Genomic DNA, 19,268 nt, shown 5'->3' with positions numbered 1-19,268 from the left:
CCCGATCGGTTGCATGGCCCGGCACGTTTGGCTATCCGCCACGCGAGTTCGAGAGGGATCATGCGTAAAATCATCGCCGCCGTGCTGGCCGTCATTCTCATTGTCATCGCCGCCATGTTGCTGTGGCCCGCGGGTAGCGCCAACACGCTGATCGTTTATTCCGGCCTTGATTACGGCCCTGCGGTCGCCCGCGCGTTCACCGAAAAAACCGGCATCAAAGTTAAACTCATCCGCCTCTCCACCGGCGCGTTGCTCGCGCGGATCAGCGCCCAGGGCCATCATCCGGACTGGACGCTCGCATGGTTTGATGGTGCCACCGCCGCCGTTTCGCTCGATCACGCAGGTCTGCTCGCCCATCATTTGCCCGAGCCCGCTGATTTGACGCCGCTCGGTCAATCGATGGTCCCGGCCAATGGCGCGTATGTGCCCACCGGCTGCACCCTCGCCGGCGTATTCATCATGCCACGCAACGCCAGTTTCGCCCCGCCCGTGAACTGGTCCGACCTCACCCAGCCGATTTATCACGGGCTGATCGGCATGAACGACCCCTCAATTTCCGGCCCCACCTACCCGGCCTTGGCCGGTATGCTGAAATCAGCCGGCGGCTGGCCGCAGGGAAAAGATTTCATCACCGCGCTCAAAGCTGATGGCCTGCATATTTACGCCAAGAACGATGCCACCCTGGCTGCTTTGCGCAGCGGCGCCATTCAAATCGCCATCGTGCAATCCTCCGCCGCCTTGCATTACGCCCAAACGATCGATCATTCGCTGACCGTGACCATCCCGCACCCCGCCTATGTGCTGCCGAATGTCATGGTCATGGCCCCCGGCCTGACGGCCAAACGCAGCACCGAGGCCAAGCTTTTCATTGCCTTCGCGAACAGCCAAGCCGCGCAAGCCATTCGCACCCACCAAAATGATGGCGACGCCTATTATTGGCCGATCATAACCGGAGCCGCGCCGCGCGCTGGGATGCCGCCATTGGCCTCCCTTGATCTTGCGACACTCAATGCGCAACGCTGGGGCGCTGCCCAAAACAACATCACCGCCTGGTTCGCCAAACGGATCATTGGCTCTGGATCGTGATCGCCCGTGACCACCCTTGTCCGGCATCGACGCTCGATCTCTGCACGTCTGGCACGCTCCGGCGGGCTGATCGCCCTCGTGCTGATCGTCGCTCTGTTCATCGTGCCGTTGCTGCGCCTGCTGGCGTTGCCGCTGCTCCAGCCAAGCATGCCCAGTGCCGGATGGCAGCCGGTTTGGGACTCATTATCACTCGCCATCCTCACCGCCCTGATCGCCGCCCCGCTCGGCGGCTTGATCGCTTGGTTCATCACTGACTATCGGGGGGTCGCCGCGACCCTCGCCAATGTTACGCTTTGGGCCCTGTTCCTCGCCCCAAGCTATGTGTTGACCACGGGCTGGATCATTTTGTTCAGCACACCACAGACCCGGCTGAGCCTGTTCGGTCGTGCCTTCTTTGGCCTGCCCGGCCTGATCATGCTGTTCGTGATCAAAGCGCTGCCCTTCGCCAGCTTTGTCGCGCGTTCCACAGTCGCGGGGGCGGGGGCGGGGTTACGCGAAGCCGCCCTCATTCATAATCTGCCGCCACTGCGCCGTCTGCTGATCATCGCTCGCCTGATCGCGCCCGCACTGGCCCTTGCTTTCGCAGTCGCGGTGATCGAGACCATGCAGGAATTCGGCATCCCCGCGACACTTGGCACCGCCAGCAAAATTCCATTACTCACCTACGCGATCTATCAAAATCTTGCCGAAACCCCGACCGATTTTGCCGGCGCTGCCCTGCTCTGTTGGCGTCTGGTGCTGATCGCCGCTTTATTTGGCCTCGCCAGCTTGGCACTGCAACGGCGCGGCGCCAATCTGCGCAACGGCCGCAACCGCATGGTCCAGCGCCGCAGCCCCAGCCCGGCCCTGTCACGCTTGGCGCTGAGCGGGATTATTCTGCTGCTCACCCTCGGCATCGTCATCCCTTTTTGCTTTTTGCTCCTGCGCGGGTTCAGCCATGGCTGGCAACCCACCCCGCATCTCAACCCCATCCTGCGCTCGCTCGGCTTCGGGCTGATCGGCGCAACCCTAGCCACCGCCACCGGCGTCGCGCTTCTGCAAATTCGCGCGCAGCGGCGCGGCCTGATTACCACCACCATCGATGCCGCTTTGCTGGCCAATATGGCGGTGCCCGGCCTCGTGCTCGGCGCGGGCTATATTCTCACCTTCAATAACAATATCCTGCCGCTCTATGGCACCACGACCCTGCTGATCATTGCCTATGCCGCCGGCACAATTCCGCTCGCCGCCCGCATGGTGCAGGGTGCCTTCGCCGATCTTGACCGCAATTTGGCCGCCGCCGCACGGATCCACGGCCTCTCCGCCAGCACCCGCGCCATCGACATCAATGCCACCCTGCTGGCCCAACCCTTGCTCTATGGCCTGCTGGTCGCCACCGGTGCCATCATGTTCGAATTGCCAATCTCGGAACTCCTATACCCGCCGGGGGCCACCCCGCTGGGTGTTGCCATCGTCGGGCTCGATCAAATGGGCGATCTGGCTGCCGCCGCTCGGCTCGCGGTGCTGGGCATGGTGGCGATGATTGCACTCGCTTGTGCGCTGCTGCTGATCGTGCGCCTGCTCACCACCCCGCGTGGTGCCGCACGCGCATGACCCAGTCACTCACCATCACCAATCTCGGGCGCGAGATCGCCCGCCGCCGGGTTCTGGATGCCATCACCCTGGATGTGCAGGAGGGCGAATGTTTGGTGCTGGCCGGCGAATCCGGCTCAGGCAAAACCAGCATACTGCGCCTTGTCGGCGGGCTTGACCGGGCTGATCACGGCACCATCGAAATCGGCACCACGCTGGTCGATGACGCGGATCGCGTTTTCATCCCGCCCGAACGGCGCGGCCTTGGCATGGTGTTCCAAGATTTCGCCCTGTGGCCGCATCTCTCGGTGCTGGAAAATGTGGCCCTCGCGGTGCCGCGTGGCACCAACGGCCCCGCCCGGGCGCGCAGCCTGCTTGAGCGCTTTGGTGTCGCCGATCATGCGGGCCGCTTGCCCGCCACCTTGTCGGGCGGTCAGCAGCAGCGCGTTGGCATCGCCCGCGCCCTCGCCGCCGCCCCGAAATTATTGCTGCTCGATGAGCCCTTCTCCAGTCTTGACCTTGAAACCCGCGAAACGCTGCGCACCGAACTGCGCGCCGTCATCGCCGAATCCGGACTGACCGCACTCTGCGTGTCGCACGATCCCGCCGATTGCGTGCATCTCGGCGATCGGGTCGCCGTGCTCGAAGCCGGGCGCATCAGCCAATCCGCCACACCCGAAATCCTCTATCACCGCCCCGCCAGCGCCTATGCCGCCCGCATCGCCGGGTTGCTCGGCGGCCTCGCACTCCCCGCTTATGCCGAAGGGCCAGATGCCCTGCTGACCCTGGGCGCTACCACGCTGCGCCTGCCGGGCCGGGCCGATCAGCTCGGCGGCGCACGATCAGTGCGCGTATTTTGGCGTCAAGCTGCCATCTTCCCCACCGAGGATCATGACGGCATCGCCGCCCAATGCCTCACCAGCCAGTTCGATACCGGGCAATTCCGCGCCACCTATCGCGTGGCCGACTGCGCGAGCACCATCCCGGTGATCGCCGCCACCCGCCCCAGCCTCGGGCCGGCCCGATTGCGCATCGACCCCGCATGTTTACATATTTTCCCTCAATTGGAGGCGCGTTAATGTCGGATCTCAGCGTGATGATCGCAGCCTTTCTGACGGCTTCGGTCGAGTGGGTGGAAGCCTTTACCATCGTGCTCGCGGTGGCGCTGGCGATTGGTTGGCAACGCACCATCGCCGCCGGCCTCGCCGCCTTGGCCGTGCTCGCCGCCCTGACCCTGGTTGGTGCCAGCGCGATCAGCGCCATCGGCAATTTACGGATCGCGCAATTCATCATTGGCGTCTTTTTGCTCCTGTTCGGCCTGCGCTGGCTCGCCAAAGCCATCGCGCGCGGTGCCGGGCTGAAGCCGTTGCATAATGAAGCCGCCGCCTTTGCCAAACTCTCCGCCAGCGAGGCACTAGCGGAACGGCGCGGCGCTATGCTGGTCGCGTTCCAAGGCGTGCTGTTTGAAGGGTTGGAAGTCTGGCTCATCGTGGTCGCGCTCGGCGTGCAAACCGGTCACACCGCCGCCGCCGCTGCCGCCGCCATCGCCGCCCTCATCGTCGTCATGGCCATTGGCACGGCGCTGCGCGCACCGCTCGCCCGGGTGCCGGAAAACACCATCAAATTCATGGTGGGCTGCGCCATTCTCAGCTTCGGCACCTTCTGGACCCTTGCAGCCCTCGGCTATCAATGGCCGCTGGGCGATTATGCGCTCCCCGCGCTGCTGGGCTTTTATGCCGCCGGCGGATTATTGCTGATCAGCGCTCTCAAGCGCCCTGCCGATATGGCGGCCCGATAATGCGCGGCCTGATCAAAACCTTGATTGGTGACGCACGCAACCTTGGCTGCATCGCCATCATCACCGCCCTTGCCGCCGCGCTGATCGCCTCGCCCGCGCGCCTATTCGCCGGCGCGCTAATCCCGCTCGCCCTGCTCGCCGCCGCCGCTTATCTCGCCCGTAGATAACACTTATACACGCGCAGCAGGTGCTTGCCATGCTGGCGTCAATGGTTCAGAAGCGAACGCATAATTCCGGGCGTTACCGTTAAGGTCACCCGGCGCAAAAAGGGGAACGCGATGAGCAAAATCAATCCGGTTGTTGATTATGAAACCCATGACGGGATCGCGCTGATCGCGATCGATAGCCCGCCGGTGAACGCTCTCAGCCACGCCGTTCGCGCCGGACTGATCGCCGCCCTCGACCAAGCCGACCATGATCCCGCCATCCATGCCATTGTACTGGGCTGCCGGGGCCGCACCTTCTCTGCCGGTGCCGACATTACTGAATTCGGCAAACCGCCACAGGAGCCCGGCCTCCATGCCGTGATCGAACGCTTTGAGGCTAGCGCCAAACCCGTGGTCGCCGCCCTGTTCGGCACCACATTGGGCGGCGGGCTTGAACTCGCCTTGGGCTGCCATTTCCGCGTTGCCGCCGCCGAGGCCCGGATGGGTCTGCCGGAAGTCAAGCTCGGCCTGCTCCCCGGTGCCGGTGGCACCCAGCGCCTGCCCCGGCTGATCGGCCCGGAAGCCGCCGTCGCCGCCATCGTCTCAGGTAAAATGATCAGCGCCAAAGCCGGCCTTGCCGAAGGGCTGATCGATGCCATCGTCGCTGATCCGATTCCAGGCGCCATGGATTTCGCCCGCATTGTGCTCGCCCAAAAAACCCCAAGCCCGCGCGTGCGCGACCGGAGCGAAAAACTCGCCGCCGCCAAGGCCGATCCATCGGGCTTTGAAAAGGCCGCCGCCGAGGCCACCAAGCGACTTAAAGGCGTGGAAGCGCCCGCCGCCTGCGTGCAGGCCGTGCGCAACGCCTTCACCCTCGATTTTGAGGCCGGCCTTGCCGCCGAGCGTGACTTGTTCATGAAATTGGTGGTGGGCGATCAATCCCGCGCCCAACGTCATATTTTCTTCGCCGAACGCGAGGCGCAAAAAATCCCCGGCATCGGCCCGGAGCAAAAACCAGCCAAAATCACCCGCGCCGCCGTGCTCGGTGGCGGCACTATGGGCGGTGGCATCGCGATGAATTTCGCCAATGCTGGCATCCCGGTCACAATCGTTGAAACTGACGATGCGGCTCTGACCCGTGGACTTGATCGGGTGCGCGAAACCTACGAGATCTCGGTCAAACGCGGCGCGCTGCCCGCAGGCACCACCGAAAAGCGCATGGCCCTGTTTTCGGGCACCACCGATTGGTCCAAACTCGCTGATGCGGACGTGATCATCGAGGCCGTGTTCGAGGAAATGGAGCTGAAAAAGCAAATTTTCGCCCGGCTCGACACCCACGCCAAACCCGGCGCCCTGCTCGCCACCAACACCTCCACCCTGGATGTGGATGCCATCGCCAACGCCACATCCCGCCCGCATGATGTGCTGGGCATGCATTTCTTCTCGCCGGCCAACGTGATGAAATTGCTGGAAATCGTGCGTGGCAAAGCCACGTCCCACCAAGCTATCGCCACCGCCATCGCAATTGGTAAAGCCATGGGCAAAGTCCCGGTCGTGGTTGGCAATTGCGATGGGTTCGTCGGCAACCGCATGCTCGCCCGCCGCACCACCGAATGTGAACGCCTCCTGCTCGAAGGCGCCTTGCCGCAACAGGTCGATGCGGTGATCCTGAAATTCGGCTTCCCGATGGGCCCGTTCGCCATGGGCGATCTCGCCGGGCTTGATGTCGGCTGGCGGATTCGAAAACATCGCGGCGTCAAAGCCCCGATTTCCGATGCGCTCTGTGAACAAGGCCGTTTCGGGCAGAAAACCGGCAGCGGCTATTATCTGTATGAAAATGGCAGCCGCACCCCCACGCCTGACCCGGTGGTGGAAGCCCTGATCACCGATACGGCGGCGCGCCTCGGCATCACCCGCCGAGCGATTAGCGATCAGGAAATCCTTGAGCGCATGACCTACCCGATGATCAACGAGGCTGCACGCATCCTCGAAGAAGGCATCGCCATCCGCCCCTCAGATATCGATGTGGTCTGGGTCTATGGCTATGGCTGGCCGGTCTGGCGCGGCGGCCCGTGCTTCCATGCCGATCTGGTCGGCCTCCCCACCATCGTCGAGCGGCTGGAGCATTACGCCGGCACCATCAAGGACCCAGGCCTCGCCCCCGCCGCCTTGCTGAAATCTCTCGCGGCCAGCGGCAAGGGCTTCGCGGGCTTTGCCGGTCACGCGCAAGCAGCGGCCGAATGAGCGCGCGGCCTTATCCCTGGGAGGCCAATTACCCCAAAGGCCTGCCCTGGGATCTCACGCCGCCGCATGAAACCATTCCGGCGATGATCGGGCGCACCATCGCCGAATTCGGTGATGATCCGGCGCTCGATTATCGTGGCCATAAAATCAGCTTTACCGCCCTCGGCACTGCCCTTCATGAGGTGACACAAGGTCTGCTCAGCCTCAATCCCGGCAAAGGGGCGCGCATAGCGCTCTATCTGCCCAACACCCCTGCCCATCCGTTCTGCTTTTTTGGCACCCTCACCGCAGGGCTGGTGGTGGTGCATCTCTCGCCGCTCGATGCCGAACGCGAACTGGCCCATAAACTCCATGATTCCGGGGCGCGGATTCTGATCTGCACCAATATCGGCGCCATGCTCGGCATGGCCCAAAAGCTCCTGGCCCGGGGCGATCTCGATCACCTGATCGTCGCCGATGATGCCGCCTACGGCCCCATCCCCGGCATGCCCCACCCGCCAATCCCCACCGATGATCCGCGTGTGATCACGCTGGATGCGTTGCGCGCCACAGGCCGCACCCGAGCGGCCCCGCTGCCGGTGATCGATCCGGATGATCTGGCGCTCCTGCAATATACCGGCGGCACCACCGGCCTGCCGAAAGGGGCGATGCACACCCACGCCACCCTGCGCGCCTCCGTTGCCATCTACGAGGCCTTCATCGATGGCCAGGGCCGGTTTCCCCGTGGCACCCGCCTGCGCGCTATTTGTGTGTTGCCGCTGTTTCATATCTACGCGCTGGTCGTGTTGCTGCTGCTGCAACTCTCGCGCGGCAGCGAATTATTGCTCCGCCTGAAATTCGATCCGCAAACCACCCTGCATGATATCGAAGTCAACAAGGCCAGCTATTTCCCGGGCGTGCCAACCATGTGGATCGCCCTCGCCAACGTGCCAGACCTGGAAAACCGCGACCTGTCCTCCCTGCTCTTGGTCGGCTCCGGCGGCGCGCCCCTGCCCGTTGAAATCGGCCAGCGATTTGAGCGCATTACCGGCATGCGCCTTGGCGGCGGTTGGGGAATGACCGAAACCGCCTCGGCGGGAACCGGCAATCTGCTCGATGGCATCTTCATCCCCGGCTCTGCCGGCATGCCGCTGCCCGGCGTGCTGCTCGATGTCGTTGCCCTTGATGATCCAACACGGATTTTGCCCTATGGCGACGTCGGCGAGGTGCGCGTCAAAGGCCCGAACGTATTCAAAGCCTATTGGAACAAGCCTGAGGAAAATGCCGCAAGCTTCATCGACGGCCATTTCCTCACCGGCGATATTGGCCGGATCGACCCGAACGGCATGGTATTTTTCGTGGACCGGAAAAAGGACATGATCCTCTCCGGTGGCTTTAATGTTTACCCAACCATGATCGAATCCGCGATCTATGAGCATCCCGATGTCGCCGAAGCCATTGTCGTCGGCATCCCCGACCCTTATCGCGGCCAATCGGCCAAAGCCTTCATCACGCTCAAACCCGGTTCCCCTCCTTTCACGCTCGAAGCCTTGCGCGATTTTCTGGCCGACAAGCTCGGTCGCCACGAAATGCCTACCGCCATCGAGTTTCGGGATCATCTCCCCAAAACCTCGGTCGGCAAGTTCTCGCGCAAAGAGCTGGTCGCCGAAGAAATTGCCAAAACCACTCACCACCAGCCTACCCTCTAGGAGTCTCGCATGGTCGAAGCCGTCATCGTCTCCACCGCCCGCACGCCGATCGGCAAAGCCTTTCGCGGCGCCTTTAACATCACCCCTGGCCCCACGCTCGGCGCGTTCGCCATCCGCGAGGCGCTCAGCCGCGCCAAAGTCGCCCCGGATGAAATCGAAGACGTGATCCTGGGCTGCGCGACACCCGAAGGCACCACCGGCAGCAACGTCGCCCGCCTCGCCGCCGTGCGCGCGGGTATCAATGTCAATGCCGCCGCCATGACAGTGAACCGGTTCTGCTCCTCCGGCCTGCAAGCCATCGCGCTTGGCGCTCATCAAATCATGGTCGAGGGCGCGCCGGTGGTCATCGCGGGCGGTTTGGAATCGATCAGCCTGACCTCCAACCCGATTGGTGGTGAACGCGCCTTCGATCCCTGGCTGCGCGAACACAAGCCCGCAATCTATATGCCGATGATCGAAACCGCCGACATTGTGGCCGCCCGCTACCACATTACCCGCGAGATGCAGGATGCCTACGCGCTCGAAAGCCAGCGCCGCACTGCTGCCGGCCAGCAAGCTGGGCGTTTCGATCACGAAATTATCCCGGTAACCACCACTAAAGCGGTGGAAAATAAAGAAACCAAGGAAATCACCCATGAGCAAGTGACGCTGCGCCAGGACGAAGGCAACCGGCCGGACACCAATATTGAAGGCCTCGCCAAGCTCAAGCCAGTGCGCGGCGAGGATAAATTCATCACCGCCGGCAACGCAAGCCAGCTCTCAGATGGCGCCTCCGCCTGCGTAATGATGTCCGACACCGAAGCCGCCAAACGGGGCCTGACCCCGCTTGGCATTTTCCGGGGTTTCGTGGTCGCTGGCTGCGAGCCGGACGAGATGGGAATTGGCCCGGTCTATGCCATTCCGCGTTTGCTCAAACGTCACGGCCTGACCATCGATGATATTGACCTCTGGGAACTGAACGAAGCCTTCGCCAGCCAAGTGCTCTATTGCGCGAATAAGCTTGGGATTCCGCACGAAAAACTGAATGTCGATGGCGGCTCCATCTCAATCGGCCATCCGTACGGCATGAGCGGTGCTCGCATGACCGGCCACGCCCTGATCGAAGGCAAAAGGCGGGGTGCGAAACGCGCCGTCGTCACTATGTGCATTGGCGGTGGCCAAGGTGCCGCCGGCCTGTTTGAAATCGTCTGAAAGGACCCAAGCCATGGAACTCAGCTTCTCCGCCGAAGAAAGCGCCTTTCGCGATGAGGTGCGCCAATTCATCCACGATCATTTGCCCCACGATGTGCAAAAAAACATGATCGAAGGCCGCGAGATCGGCAAGCAAGCCATTGTCGATTGGCAGCGCAAGCTCAACGCCAAAGGCTGGGCGGTGCCACATTGGCCGCAAGCCTGGGGCGGCAAGGATTGGAGCCCGGTGATGGAATATATCCTGCTGGAAGAACTCCAATCCGCACCCGCGCCGCAGCCTTTGCCCTTCAATGTCTCGATGGTCGGCCCGGTGATCGCGACCTTCGGCAGTGAAGAGCAAAAAAAGAAATTCCTGCCCGCAACAGCGAATATCGATATCTGGTGGTGCCAAGGCTTCTCCGAACCCGGCGCTGGATCGGACCTCGCGGGCCTGAAAACCACCGCCCGCCGCGAGGGCGATTTCTATATCATCAACGGCCAGAAAACCTGGACCACCCTCGCTCAATATGCCGATTGGATTTTCGTGCTGGCGCGCACCAACCCGCAAGCCGCCAAAAAACAAGAAGGCATTTCCTTCATCCTGGTCGATATGAAAACCCCCGGCATCACCGTGCGCCCGATCCAACTGATCGATGGCGGCCATGAGGTGAACGAGGTTTGGTTTGATGAGGTTAAAGTCCCCGCCGAAAATCTGGTCGGCGAGGAAAATAAAGGCTGGGATTATGCAAAATTCCTGCTCGGCAACGAACGCACCGGCATCGCACGCGTCGGCGCCTCCAAACAGCGCCTGCGCCGCGTGCGCGAACTCGCGGCCCTGGAACGCGCGGGCGATGGCAAGCTGATCGATGCGCCCTGGTTCCGCGAAAAGCTCGCGGAGGTGGATGTCGATTTGAAAGCCCTGGAAATCACCCAGCTGCGTATCCTTTCCGATGCCCGTAAATCCGGCAAGCACGGCGTGCCTGATCCACGCTCCTCGATCCTGAAAATCAAGGGCTCGGAAATCCAGCAAACCACCACCGAATTGCTGATGGAAGTGGTCGGTCCGCTCGCTATGCCGTTCCAGGGTTCCGGCGAACCGGAGGATGAGAGCAACGCCATGGCCATCGGCCCGGAAGACGCCGCCTATGCCGCGCCAACCTATTTCAACTGGCGCAAAATCTCGATCTATGGCGGATCAAACGAGATCCAGCGCAACATCATCGCCAAAGCCATTCTTGGCTTCTAATCCCCCGCTCTAGCTCAGGACCAAAGCCATGGATTTCGATTTTACCGACGAACAACGCCTGCTCTCCGACAGCGTGGCCAAGCTGTTCGCCAATCGCTACGGCGATTTTGAAAAGCGCAAACACTACGCCACCCTGCCGGGCGGTTTTGATCGCGCCATCTGGGCCGAATATGCCGAAGCTGGGCTGCTCGCCTTGCCCTTCGCCGAAGACCATGGTGGCTTTGGCGGCGGCCCGGTGGAAACCATGATCGTCATGGAACAAATCGGCCGTGCTTTGGCCCTGGAACCCTACATGGCCAGCACCCTCTTCGCGGGTGCCATTCTGCGCCACAGCGCCAATCACGCGCTGCGCGACGAAATCTGCCCCCAGCTCGCCACCGGCGAAAAAATCCTCGCCGTCGCCCATACCGAACGCCACTCCCGCTACGACCTGCATGACGTGACCACCACCGCCAAGCGCGATGGCGATCATTTCGTGCTCGAAGGCGACAAAACCGTGGTAATCGGCGGCGACTCCGCCGATTATCTGATTGTCAGCGCCCGCATTGAGGGCAGTCGGCGTGATCGTCACGGCATCGGGCTGTTCCTGGTTGATGCCACTGCCCCCGGCGTCTCGCGGCGCGGCTATAAAATGCAAGACCTCACATCAGGTGCTGAAATTTCCTTGGCCAGCGTGCGGGTGCCCGCCCATCATGACCTTGGCGATCTGAAGCTGCTTGAACGCGCGGTCGATGAAGCCATCGCCGCGATCTGCGCCGAAGCCGTCGGGGCTATGGAGTCTCTGATCGCCATCACCGTCGAGTATATGAAAACCCGCAAGCAATTCGGCGTGCCAATCTCGGTATTCCAAGCGCTGCAGCACCGGGCGGTGGATATGACGGTTGCCGCCGAACAAGCCCGCAGCATGGCGGTCTATGCCGCCCTCAGTGCTGGCAGCGACAATGCCAAAGAGCGCAGCGAAGCCATCGCCATGGCCAAAGCCGCCGTGAGCAAAGCGGCCCGCTTCGTCGGTCAACAAGCGATCCAACTGCATGGCGGTATCGGCGTCACCATGGAATATAAAGCCGGGCATTATTTCAAGCGCCTGACCATGTTGACCCTGCAATTCGGCGACGCTGATTATTTCCTGCGCCGCCTCGCCGCCTAATTTTTGCACCTGCACGGCGCGGCCTTGTTCAACCGGCCGCGCCGTGATCCATTGCCCCCATGCTCCTCTCTGGAAAAGCCCGCCTCGCGGGCGTCATTGGCTGGCCCGTCGCGCATTCGCGCTCGCCGCGCCTGCACGGCACCTGGCTGCACCGCCATCAGATCGATGGTGCCTATGTGCCACTCGCCATCGCACCGGCTGATTTTGCCGCCAGCATCCCCATGCTCAGCCGGATCGGTTTCGTCGGCGCCAACGTCACGATTCCGCACAAGGAAGCGGCCTTCGCCATCTGCACCACCCTTGCTGACAGCGCGCGCCGCGCTGGCGCCGTCAACACGTTGTTATTCCAAGACGGTGAAATCATCGGCTCCAACACCGATGGTATCGGCTTTCTCGCCAATCTGCGCGCCCATCAGGTCGATCCGCGCACCGGCCCGGCTCTGATCCTCGGGGCCGGCGGTGCGGCCCGCGCCATCGGCGCTGCCCTGCTCGATACGGGCACGCCGGTCACGTTCTGCAATCGCACCCATGAACGCGCCGACCATCTTGCCACCACCCTCATGGCGCAGACGCTCGCTTGGTCGCAGCGCCACGGCGCCCTTGCCGATTTTGCCCTGCTGATCAACACCACATCCCTCGGCATGACCGGGCAGCCACCGCTCGAGATTGCGCTGGATCGCGCACCGCCCGCCATGGCGGTGGCCGACATCGTCTATAGCCCGCTGCAAACCCCCTTGCTCGCCGCCGCCGCCCGCGCTGGCCTGCGGCCGGTCGAGGGGCTGGGCATGTTGCTGCACCAAGCGGTTCCCGGCTTCGCCGCCTGGTTTGGCGTCACCCCCAGCGTCGATGCCGAGCTTTATCGCATCGTCGCTGCCGACTTGCTCAGCTAAATCATGCGGATCATCGGCCTCACCGGCGGCATCGGCATGGGCAAATCCACGGTTGCCGCGATGTTTCGCCGCTACGGATTCGCGATTTTTGATGCTGATGCGGCGGTCCGCGCGCTGCAAGCCCCGCACGGCGCCGCCCTACCCGCCATCGCTGCGGCCTTCCCCGGCACCATCCGCCACGGCGTGCTTGATCGCGCCGCCCTGCGCGCACGCATCCTCGCAGATCCAACCGCCAAACGCCGCCTCGAGGCCATCATCCACCCGCTCGTGCGCCAAGCCCAGCGTCGCTTCATCGCCGCCGCCCAACGCCGTGGCGCCCGCGGCGTGATTCTCGATGTCCCGCTCTTGTTCGAAACCGGCGGCGACCGATTGACCGACTTTACCATCACAATCTCCGCCCCGCCCGCCCTGCAGCGCGCCCGCGTGCGCGCCCGCGGCCTGAGCGACGCCGAGATCAGCGCGATCATCGCCAAACAAATGCCCGATGCCGAAAAAATCCGCCGGGCTGACGCTGTCATCCGCACCGGCCTGTCGCGCCACGCCACCCATCGCAGCATCCGCCGCCTGCTCGCCATGCCCGCATGGCAACGCCCGCACGGCAAAGCTTGCCGCGACTCCGCCGCACTGCGCATTGGTCGATAATGACTCGCTCTGTTCTGTTTGATACTGAAACCACCGGCCTTGACCCGCTGCATGGCGACCGGATCATTGAAATCGCCGCGATCGAATTGCGCAATGATTTACCCACCGACCGGGTCTTTCACACCCTGCTCAACCCCGAACGCGACATCCCCAGCGATGCGACGCGGATTCACGGCATCACCAACGCCGACATCGAAGGTAAACCGATTTTTGCCGCAATCGTCGACCAATTTCTCGATTTTCTCGGCGATTCGCCCCTAGTCGCTCATAATGCCGCGTTCGATTTCGGCTTTCTGGACGCCGAATTAGGCCGCATCAACCGGCCACCGCTCGACCGCGCCCGCATGATCGATACGCTCGCTCTGGCCAAAACCCGCTTCCCCGGCCTGCCCAACAGCCTCGATGCGCTATGCCGACGCTTCAATATCGATCTTTCGCTCCGCACCACCCACAATGCGCTGCTCGACTGCAAACTCCTCGCCGCTGTCTATATCGAACTCACGGGCGGCCGGCAGCGCGGCCTTGCGCTTGAAACCGCAGGCCTGAACACCGCCGCCGTGGAATATGCCAGTGTTGCGAACCGCACACCGCGTTTGATCGCGGTCCCGCCCGCGGAACAGGCCGCCCATGCCGATTTCATCGCCAAACTCAAAGACCCGGTTTGGCTGAGTGCCGATTTTACTCCGAAGGCGTAAGGATCACGGCGGTGCCATAAGCGGTCACCTCGTTCATCGCCTGGCCCTGCCCGGCATCAAACTCGCCGGAGTCAAACCGCATCCCCACCACCGCATTCGCCCCCAAACTCAGCGCATGCGCCCGCAGCGCCGCCAAGGCCTGGTCGCGCGTCTGGCTGACCATCTCGGCATAGCCCTCCTGCGACCCACCAAACATCGCGCGCAAGCCGCCGACGAAATTGCCAACGATCGAGCGGCTGCGCACCGATGTCCCATAAACCGGCCCGATCACCCGTGAAATCCTCGCGCCCGCGACGTCATTGACCGTGACCACCAAAATTTCCGTCATTTTTTTCGCCCTATTCGCAGTTTCAATATCTTTTTATAGATTTGTTTTGCCCATTGAATCAATTCTAATTTGCAATCGCCTTGACCGAACTCGCTTCTAATGATTTAACAACGGTTAACAAATATTTCATTTGTTAACTGATCGAACAATGATCGAACCGGGAGAATAGCATGGCGGAGAGCAATCTCGATGGCGTGTCACTGGCCGCTCATCACACAATGTCGCATCCCGCCACCGCCATCACGCTTCCAGCAGTAAATCCGCCCTCATCTCCCTTCTCCAACCCAGACCTGATCAGCCTGCCGGATCTCAACGCCGCCAGCGCCATGAGCGTCACCTCCATCACCCCATTCATGATGTCGGCATCACTCCCGTTCGACGCCAAAACCGGCCCCTCTGTCGGGGTCGATCTGACCGCTGGCACGCTTCATGCCGCCAGCACCAACCCCGGCACCTACACCACCGTCACCACCAGCGTCGCCGGTAATCTGACCCTGGTTCTCGATGAAGCAAGCTCGGTGCCCACCGCCATGGCCACCGCCCTCGCCTATGCCGCGACCTATCTCGACAAAATCATCACCAACCCGATCGCGGTAACCCTGCAAGTCAACGCCTCTAGTCTTGGTTCCGGCATTTTGGGAGAGGGCAGCGATCACAGCTATTACATGGCGCTGAGCAAGGTCGAACAATACATTGCCAAGGCCGATCCTTCGGTTGCTAATTATCTGCCCAGCACCCTGCCCGCGGGCGTCTATGGCCGGATTCAAGTCTCCAAAGCCGAAGCGCAAGCCTGGGGCGTTCCCGCGTCCTATTTTGCCAATCAAGGTCGGAGCTACGGGGTTGCGGGCAGCGTTGCCTTTAACAATGCCAGCCCCGGTTCGCTCTATTATGGCACCGGGATCGATCAGGGCCGCGCCGGCACGCCAGGCGCGAACCAACAAGATTTCTTCGCACTCGCGCTCCATGAATTCACCCATGCGCTGGGCCGGATCTCCGCAAACGGCGGAACCCAGACCGGCACTGGCGCCACGGCAGGCTATATTTTTTCGCCGCTCAATCTGTTTCGCTTCGCATCGCCCGGCACCCTGCAGATTGATGGGGTAGCCTCTAAAACCAACAACACCCTGCCTTATTTCTCGGTGGATGGCGGCAAAATCAATCTGTCCTACTTCGCCACCCCCAGCCGCACTGATTGGGGACAGTCACCCGCCGCACAGAACAGCCATGGCAACAATAAATATACCTATGTCGGCCACGGCCCGTCGCCGGTCCCCAACTATGTCATCCAGGATTCGTTCAACGGCACCTCCTACCCAGCAACCCCCGGCTATCTCACCAAACTTGATCTCACCGAGCTGAATGCGCTGGGCTTCAACGTGAATTATGAGGGCTTGAACTGTTTCGCTGCCGGCACCCGCATCCTGCTTCGGCGCGGTGAAGTCGCTGTTGAAAATCTAACCATCGGCGATGAAGTCGTGCTCGCCACCGGCGGCACCGCCCCCATCCGCTGGATCGGCCAGCGCAGCATCACGCTCGCCAACCAGCCCAATCAATCAAATTTACGCCCCGTGCTCATCAAAGCCGGCGCCATTCTCGATGGCGTCCCCGCCCGCGACCTGCTGGTCTCCCCCGATCACGCCTTCTTCCTTGATGGTCACTTGATCCAAGCCAAAACCCTGCTCAACGGCAGCACCATCCGTCAGGTCCCGCGTAAGCGCATCACCTATTATCACATCGAACTGCCCACCCACGCCGTCTTGTTCGCCGAAGGCGCTCCCGCCGAATCTTATCTCGACACCGGCAACCGCACCGCCTTCGAGAATGCCGGCATCGCCGTATCGCTCCATCCGGATTTTGCCCCAGCCGATGCCCAAGCGCTTCGCATCCAACAATCCTGCGCCCCCTTGATCGAATCCGGCCCGGTGGTCGAGCAAATCCGGGCGCGCATCCTCGCCCGCGCCGCCATCACCACCACCAATGACCCCGCCCTTACCATCGAAACCACACCGACTGGCGACAGCCTGATCCGCTCACGCCACGCCATACCCGGCCTCCTCGCGCCCGACCCGCGCGACCGCCGCACCCTCGGCGTCAAAATCCTATCGCTCCACGCAGGGCCGCATAAAATTCCGCTCGATCATCCGCTCCTCACCGAAGGCTGGCACAACCCCGAACCCGATGGTCGCTGGACCAATGGCCACGCCATCATCCCAGCCGCCCTGCATCGCGGCAACCCCATCACCCTCACCCTAGCCGCGACACTCAACTACCCAACCGCCCCAGCCAAGCGCTCCGCGCCGGAGCAAAAATCAGGCTAAAATTTTTGCATCGCAACAGATTTGATCTTGCAAATAAACATAACCCTGTGTCACAACCCTAGGTAACAGTTTTGTGGGTTGATACAGGAGTATTGGCGTGGATCATGTGCTGACGGATGGTGTTTCGCTCCCCTCCCCTTTGACCCAGACCGTTGAGCACCACGCCACCCACCTGCAATCGGGTATCACGCTCAGCAACCCCACCCTCACAGCGTTACCCTCCTTCAGCGAAACCCCATTCCTGATCATCAACGATCCATCGCCAACGCCGCATGACGCCATCGGCGTCAACAATGTCTCGCTGGCACCCCCCGCGCTGACCGAGCCTGCAAAAATCTCCGAAGGCACCAGCCAGATGGCGGGCCATATGACCATCGATGTGGTCGCCGCCCCAGGCGCGTCCTTCTCCAACGCCGCCAGCGCCGCCCTGCACTACGCTGCCATCTATCTCGGCAACCTGATCACCGACCCGATTGCGGTCACCATCCAGGCCAATGTCAGCAATTTGAGTTCCACTCCCAGCCTGCAAGGGGTTCTCGCCTACGGGTCCGCCGAAGGTTATTTCGAGAATTTTAAAACCGTCCGCAACGAAATCGCGCTGCACGACCCATCTGTCGCAAAATATCTGCCGACCAGCCTGCCCAGCGGCGTCTATACCTCGATGGTCGCATCAAAATCCGAGCTGCAAGCCTGGGGAATTAGCTATACCGCCGCATACAGTATTGGTGGTTCGATTGTCATCAACACCGCCTTTTCCAGCAGCTTTAATTACAGCACCGGCATCACCGCCAAAAACGCTAATAGCAGCCTCATCGATTTCGTCGGCGTCGCCGAACACGAGCTCAGCCACGCGCTCGGGCGAATTTCGTATAATGGTAATACGGCATCAAACGGACAGTATCTGTTCGGCCCGTTAAACTTGTTCCGCTTCGACTCTCTCGGCAAATTACAGGTCGACGGCATCTCGAGCAGTTCGAATGCCACAATCCCCTATTTCTCGCTCAATGGCGGCAAGAAAGATCTGATCAGCTTCGCCAGCGTCAGCCGCACAGATTGGGCCAACCTCGCCAGCGGCACGCGCTACAGCAACGACGCATGGGACGGTTACGCCCCCAGCTCTGGCTACGCCCGGATGTATAATCTCGACCGCTCGCTGCTGAACGTCATCGGCTTTGATGTCAATTGTTTTGCCGCCGGCACCCGCATCCTCACCCGCACCGGCCCTGTCGCCGTTGAACATCTAACCGAAGGCGATGAAGTCGTGCTCGCCACCGGCGGCACCGCCCCCATCCGCTGGATCGGCCACCGCCGCGTCAACGCGACGAAACACCCAAAACCCGACTCCGTCTGGCCGATTCTCATCAAAGCCGGCGCCATTCTCGATGGCGTCCCCGCCCGCGACCTGCTGGTCTCACCCGATCACGCCCTCTTCCTTGATGGTCACTTGATCCAAGCCAAAACCCTGCTCAACGGCAGCACCATCCGTCAGGTCCCGCGTAAGCGCATCACCTATTACCATATCGAACTGCCCACCCATGCCATCTTGTTGGCCGAAGGCACGCCCGCCGAATCTTATCTCGACACCGGCAACCGCACCGCCTTCGAGAATGCCGGCATCGCCGTATCGCTCCATCCCGATTTTGCCCCAGCCGATTTTGCCTCCGGGGACGCCCAAGCGCTTCGCATCCAACAATCCTGCGCCCCCTTGATCGAATCCGGCCCGGTGGTCGAGCAAATCCGCGCGCGCATCCTCGCCCACGCCGCCATCGCCACCACCATTGACCCCGCCCTTACCATCGAAACCACACCGACTGGCGACAGCCTGATCCGCTCGCGCCACGCCATCCCCGGCCTCCTCGCGCCCGACCCGCGCGACCGCCGCACCCTCGGCGTCAAAATCCTGTCGCTCCACGCAGGGCCGCACAAAATTCCGCTCGATCATCCGCTCCTCACCGAAGGCTGGCACAGTCCCGAACCCGATGGTCGCTGGACCAATGGCCGCGCCATCATCCCCGCCGCCCTGCATCGCGGCAACCCCATCACCCTCACCCTAGCCGCTACACTCAACTACCCAACCGCCCCAGCCCAACAGTCCGAGCGGGAGCAAAAATCACTATCCGGTTAAAATAACTAAAATTTAATTCTATCAAAAAATGGCCAATTTTTGCGAAAATAATCTATAAAAATACACAGCGAAAATCGCCGTATTTTTGTAATAATTCTGTTACAAATAGCGTAACAACACAGATCATTCACGCAATCAAACCTAATATTATGACAAAAGGGCATCTAACATGT

General features: G+C 61.7%; 16 protein-coding genes. 15 read left to right on the top strand and 1 reads right to left on the bottom strand.

Annotated elements, in window-relative coordinates:
• Window positions 1–60: 60 nt before the first annotated feature.
• From ACYUCQ_RS01720 to dnaQ, 13 genes are all read left to right on the top strand, one after another.
• Entirely contained in the window at window positions 61–1,086 is a 1,026-nt protein-coding gene (locus ACYUCQ_RS01720) for an ABC transporter substrate-binding protein (protein ID WP_460252767.1), read from the top strand.
• A 6-nt stretch (window positions 1,087–1,092) separates the two neighbouring features.
• Window positions 1,093–2,679, top strand: a complete 1,587-nt coding sequence (locus ACYUCQ_RS01715; RefSeq protein ID WP_460252766.1) for an ABC transporter permease — start codon at window positions 1,093–1,095, stop codon at window positions 2,677–2,679.
• Window positions 2,676–3,737, top strand: coding sequence for an ABC transporter ATP-binding protein (locus ACYUCQ_RS01710; protein ID WP_460252765.1), 1,062 nt, complete (start codon window positions 2,676–2,678; stop codon window positions 3,735–3,737). The genes ACYUCQ_RS01715 and ACYUCQ_RS01710 overlap by 4 nt, the downstream gene beginning before the upstream one ends.
• Window positions 3,737–4,456 carry a hypothetical protein gene (locus ACYUCQ_RS01705; RefSeq protein ID WP_460252764.1) on the top strand — a complete coding sequence of 240 codons (720 nt, stop codon included), beginning with the start codon at window positions 3,737–3,739 and terminating at the stop codon, window positions 4,454–4,456. Before ACYUCQ_RS01710 ends, ACYUCQ_RS01705 begins: the two co-directional genes overlap by 1 nt.
• Window positions 4,456–4,623, top strand: coding sequence for a hypothetical protein (locus ACYUCQ_RS01700; protein ID WP_460252763.1), 168 nt, complete (start codon window positions 4,456–4,458; stop codon window positions 4,621–4,623). The genes ACYUCQ_RS01705 and ACYUCQ_RS01700 overlap by 1 nt, the downstream gene beginning before the upstream one ends.
• Window positions 4,624–4,734: 111 nt before the next feature.
• Window positions 4,735–6,846: a 3-hydroxyacyl-CoA dehydrogenase NAD-binding domain-containing protein gene (locus tag ACYUCQ_RS01695; protein ID WP_460252762.1), complete on the top strand. Its 2,112-nt coding sequence runs from the start codon at window positions 4,735–4,737 to the stop codon at window positions 6,844–6,846.
• Window positions 6,843–8,534: an AMP-binding protein gene (locus ACYUCQ_RS01690; protein WP_460252761.1), complete on the top strand. Its 1,692-nt coding sequence runs from the start codon at window positions 6,843–6,845 to the stop codon at window positions 8,532–8,534. Before ACYUCQ_RS01695 ends, ACYUCQ_RS01690 begins: the two co-directional genes overlap by 4 nt.
• 9 nt (window positions 8,535–8,543) lie before the next feature.
• Entirely contained in the window at window positions 8,544–9,725 is a 1,182-nt protein-coding gene (locus tag ACYUCQ_RS01685) for an acetyl-CoA C-acyltransferase (RefSeq protein WP_460252760.1), read from the top strand.
• 13 nt (window positions 9,726–9,738) lie between these two features.
• A complete protein-coding gene (pimC, locus tag ACYUCQ_RS01680; protein WP_460252759.1) occupies window positions 9,739–10,950 on the top strand; it encodes a pimeloyl-CoA dehydrogenase large subunit in 1,212 nt (403 codons plus the stop codon).
• A gap of 28 nt (window positions 10,951–10,978) precedes the next feature.
• Window positions 10,979–12,097, top strand: coding sequence for an acyl-CoA dehydrogenase family protein (locus ACYUCQ_RS01675; RefSeq protein WP_460252758.1), 1,119 nt, complete (start codon window positions 10,979–10,981; stop codon window positions 12,095–12,097).
• Window positions 12,098–12,156: 59 nt separating this feature from the next.
• On the top strand, window positions 12,157–12,987 hold the full coding sequence (locus tag ACYUCQ_RS01670) for a shikimate dehydrogenase (RefSeq protein ID WP_460252757.1): 831 nt from the start codon (window positions 12,157–12,159) through the stop codon (window positions 12,985–12,987).
• 3 nt (window positions 12,988–12,990) lie between these two features.
• A complete protein-coding gene (gene coaE / locus ACYUCQ_RS01665) occupies window positions 12,991–13,629 on the top strand; it encodes a dephospho-CoA kinase (RefSeq protein WP_460252756.1) in 639 nt (212 codons plus the stop codon).
• Window positions 13,629–14,324 (top strand): DNA polymerase III subunit epsilon, encoded by a 696-nt coding sequence (dnaQ, locus tag ACYUCQ_RS01660; RefSeq protein WP_460252755.1) that lies wholly within the window; start codon window positions 13,629–13,631, stop codon window positions 14,322–14,324. The genes coaE and dnaQ overlap by 1 nt, the downstream gene beginning before the upstream one ends.
• On the opposite strand, the gene ACYUCQ_RS01655 is transcribed toward dnaQ, so the two are convergent.
• Entirely contained in the window at window positions 14,308–14,652 is a 345-nt protein-coding gene (locus ACYUCQ_RS01655) for a YbjQ family protein (protein WP_460252754.1), read from the bottom strand. The genes dnaQ and ACYUCQ_RS01655 overlap by 17 nt on opposite strands.
• 170 nt (window positions 14,653–14,822) lie before the next feature.
• On the opposite strand from ACYUCQ_RS01655, the gene ACYUCQ_RS01650 reads away from it, so the two are divergent.
• The gene (locus ACYUCQ_RS01650; protein WP_460252753.1) at window positions 14,823–16,970 is read left to right on the top strand and encodes an NF038122 family metalloprotease; all 2,148 of its coding nucleotides are present in this window, start codon (window positions 14,823–14,825) and stop codon (window positions 16,968–16,970) included.
• A 97-nt stretch (window positions 16,971–17,067) separates the two neighbouring features.
• On the top strand, window positions 17,068–19,095 hold the full coding sequence (locus tag ACYUCQ_RS01645; protein ID WP_460252752.1) for an NF038122 family metalloprotease: 2,028 nt from the start codon (window positions 17,068–17,070) through the stop codon (window positions 19,093–19,095).
• Window positions 19,096–19,268: the final 173 nt, after the last annotated feature.

The sequence above is a fragment of the Acidiphilium sp. MT5 genome (assembly GCF_054767495.1).
This window is presented reverse-complemented; position numbering and strand designations above follow the sequence as displayed.

Coding starts and splice junctions, on each gene's coding strand:
- ACYUCQ_RS01720 (WP_460252767.1), top strand. CDS start 61: ATGCGTAAAATCATCGCCGCCGTGCTGGCCGTCATTCTCATTGTCATC.
- ACYUCQ_RS01710 (WP_460252765.1), top strand. CDS start 2,676: ATGACCCAGTCACTCACCATCACCAATCTCGGGCGCGAGATCGCCCGC.
- ACYUCQ_RS01705 (WP_460252764.1), top strand. CDS start 3,737: ATGTCGGATCTCAGCGTGATGATCGCAGCCTTTCTGACGGCTTCGGTC.
- ACYUCQ_RS01700 (WP_460252763.1), top strand. CDS start 4,456: ATGCGCGGCCTGATCAAAACCTTGATTGGTGACGCACGCAACCTTGGC.
- ACYUCQ_RS01695 (WP_460252762.1), top strand. CDS start 4,735: ATGAGCAAAATCAATCCGGTTGTTGATTATGAAACCCATGACGGGATC.
- ACYUCQ_RS01690 (WP_460252761.1), top strand. CDS start 6,843: ATGAGCGCGCGGCCTTATCCCTGGGAGGCCAATTACCCCAAAGGCCTG.
- ACYUCQ_RS01685 (WP_460252760.1), top strand. CDS start 8,544: ATGGTCGAAGCCGTCATCGTCTCCACCGCCCGCACGCCGATCGGCAAA.
- pimC (WP_460252759.1), top strand. CDS start 9,739: ATGGAACTCAGCTTCTCCGCCGAAGAAAGCGCCTTTCGCGATGAGGTG.
- ACYUCQ_RS01675 (WP_460252758.1), top strand. CDS start 10,979: ATGGATTTCGATTTTACCGACGAACAACGCCTGCTCTCCGACAGCGTG.
- ACYUCQ_RS01670 (WP_460252757.1), top strand. CDS start 12,157: ATGCTCCTCTCTGGAAAAGCCCGCCTCGCGGGCGTCATTGGCTGGCCC.
- coaE (WP_460252756.1), top strand. CDS start 12,991: ATGCGGATCATCGGCCTCACCGGCGGCATCGGCATGGGCAAATCCACG.
- dnaQ (WP_460252755.1), top strand. CDS start 13,629: ATGACTCGCTCTGTTCTGTTTGATACTGAAACCACCGGCCTTGACCCG.
- ACYUCQ_RS01655 (WP_460252754.1), bottom strand. CDS start 14,652: ATGACGGAAATTTTGGTGGTCACGGTCAATGACGTCGCGGGCGCGAGG.
- ACYUCQ_RS01650 (WP_460252753.1), top strand. CDS start 14,823: ATGGCGGAGAGCAATCTCGATGGCGTGTCACTGGCCGCTCATCACACA.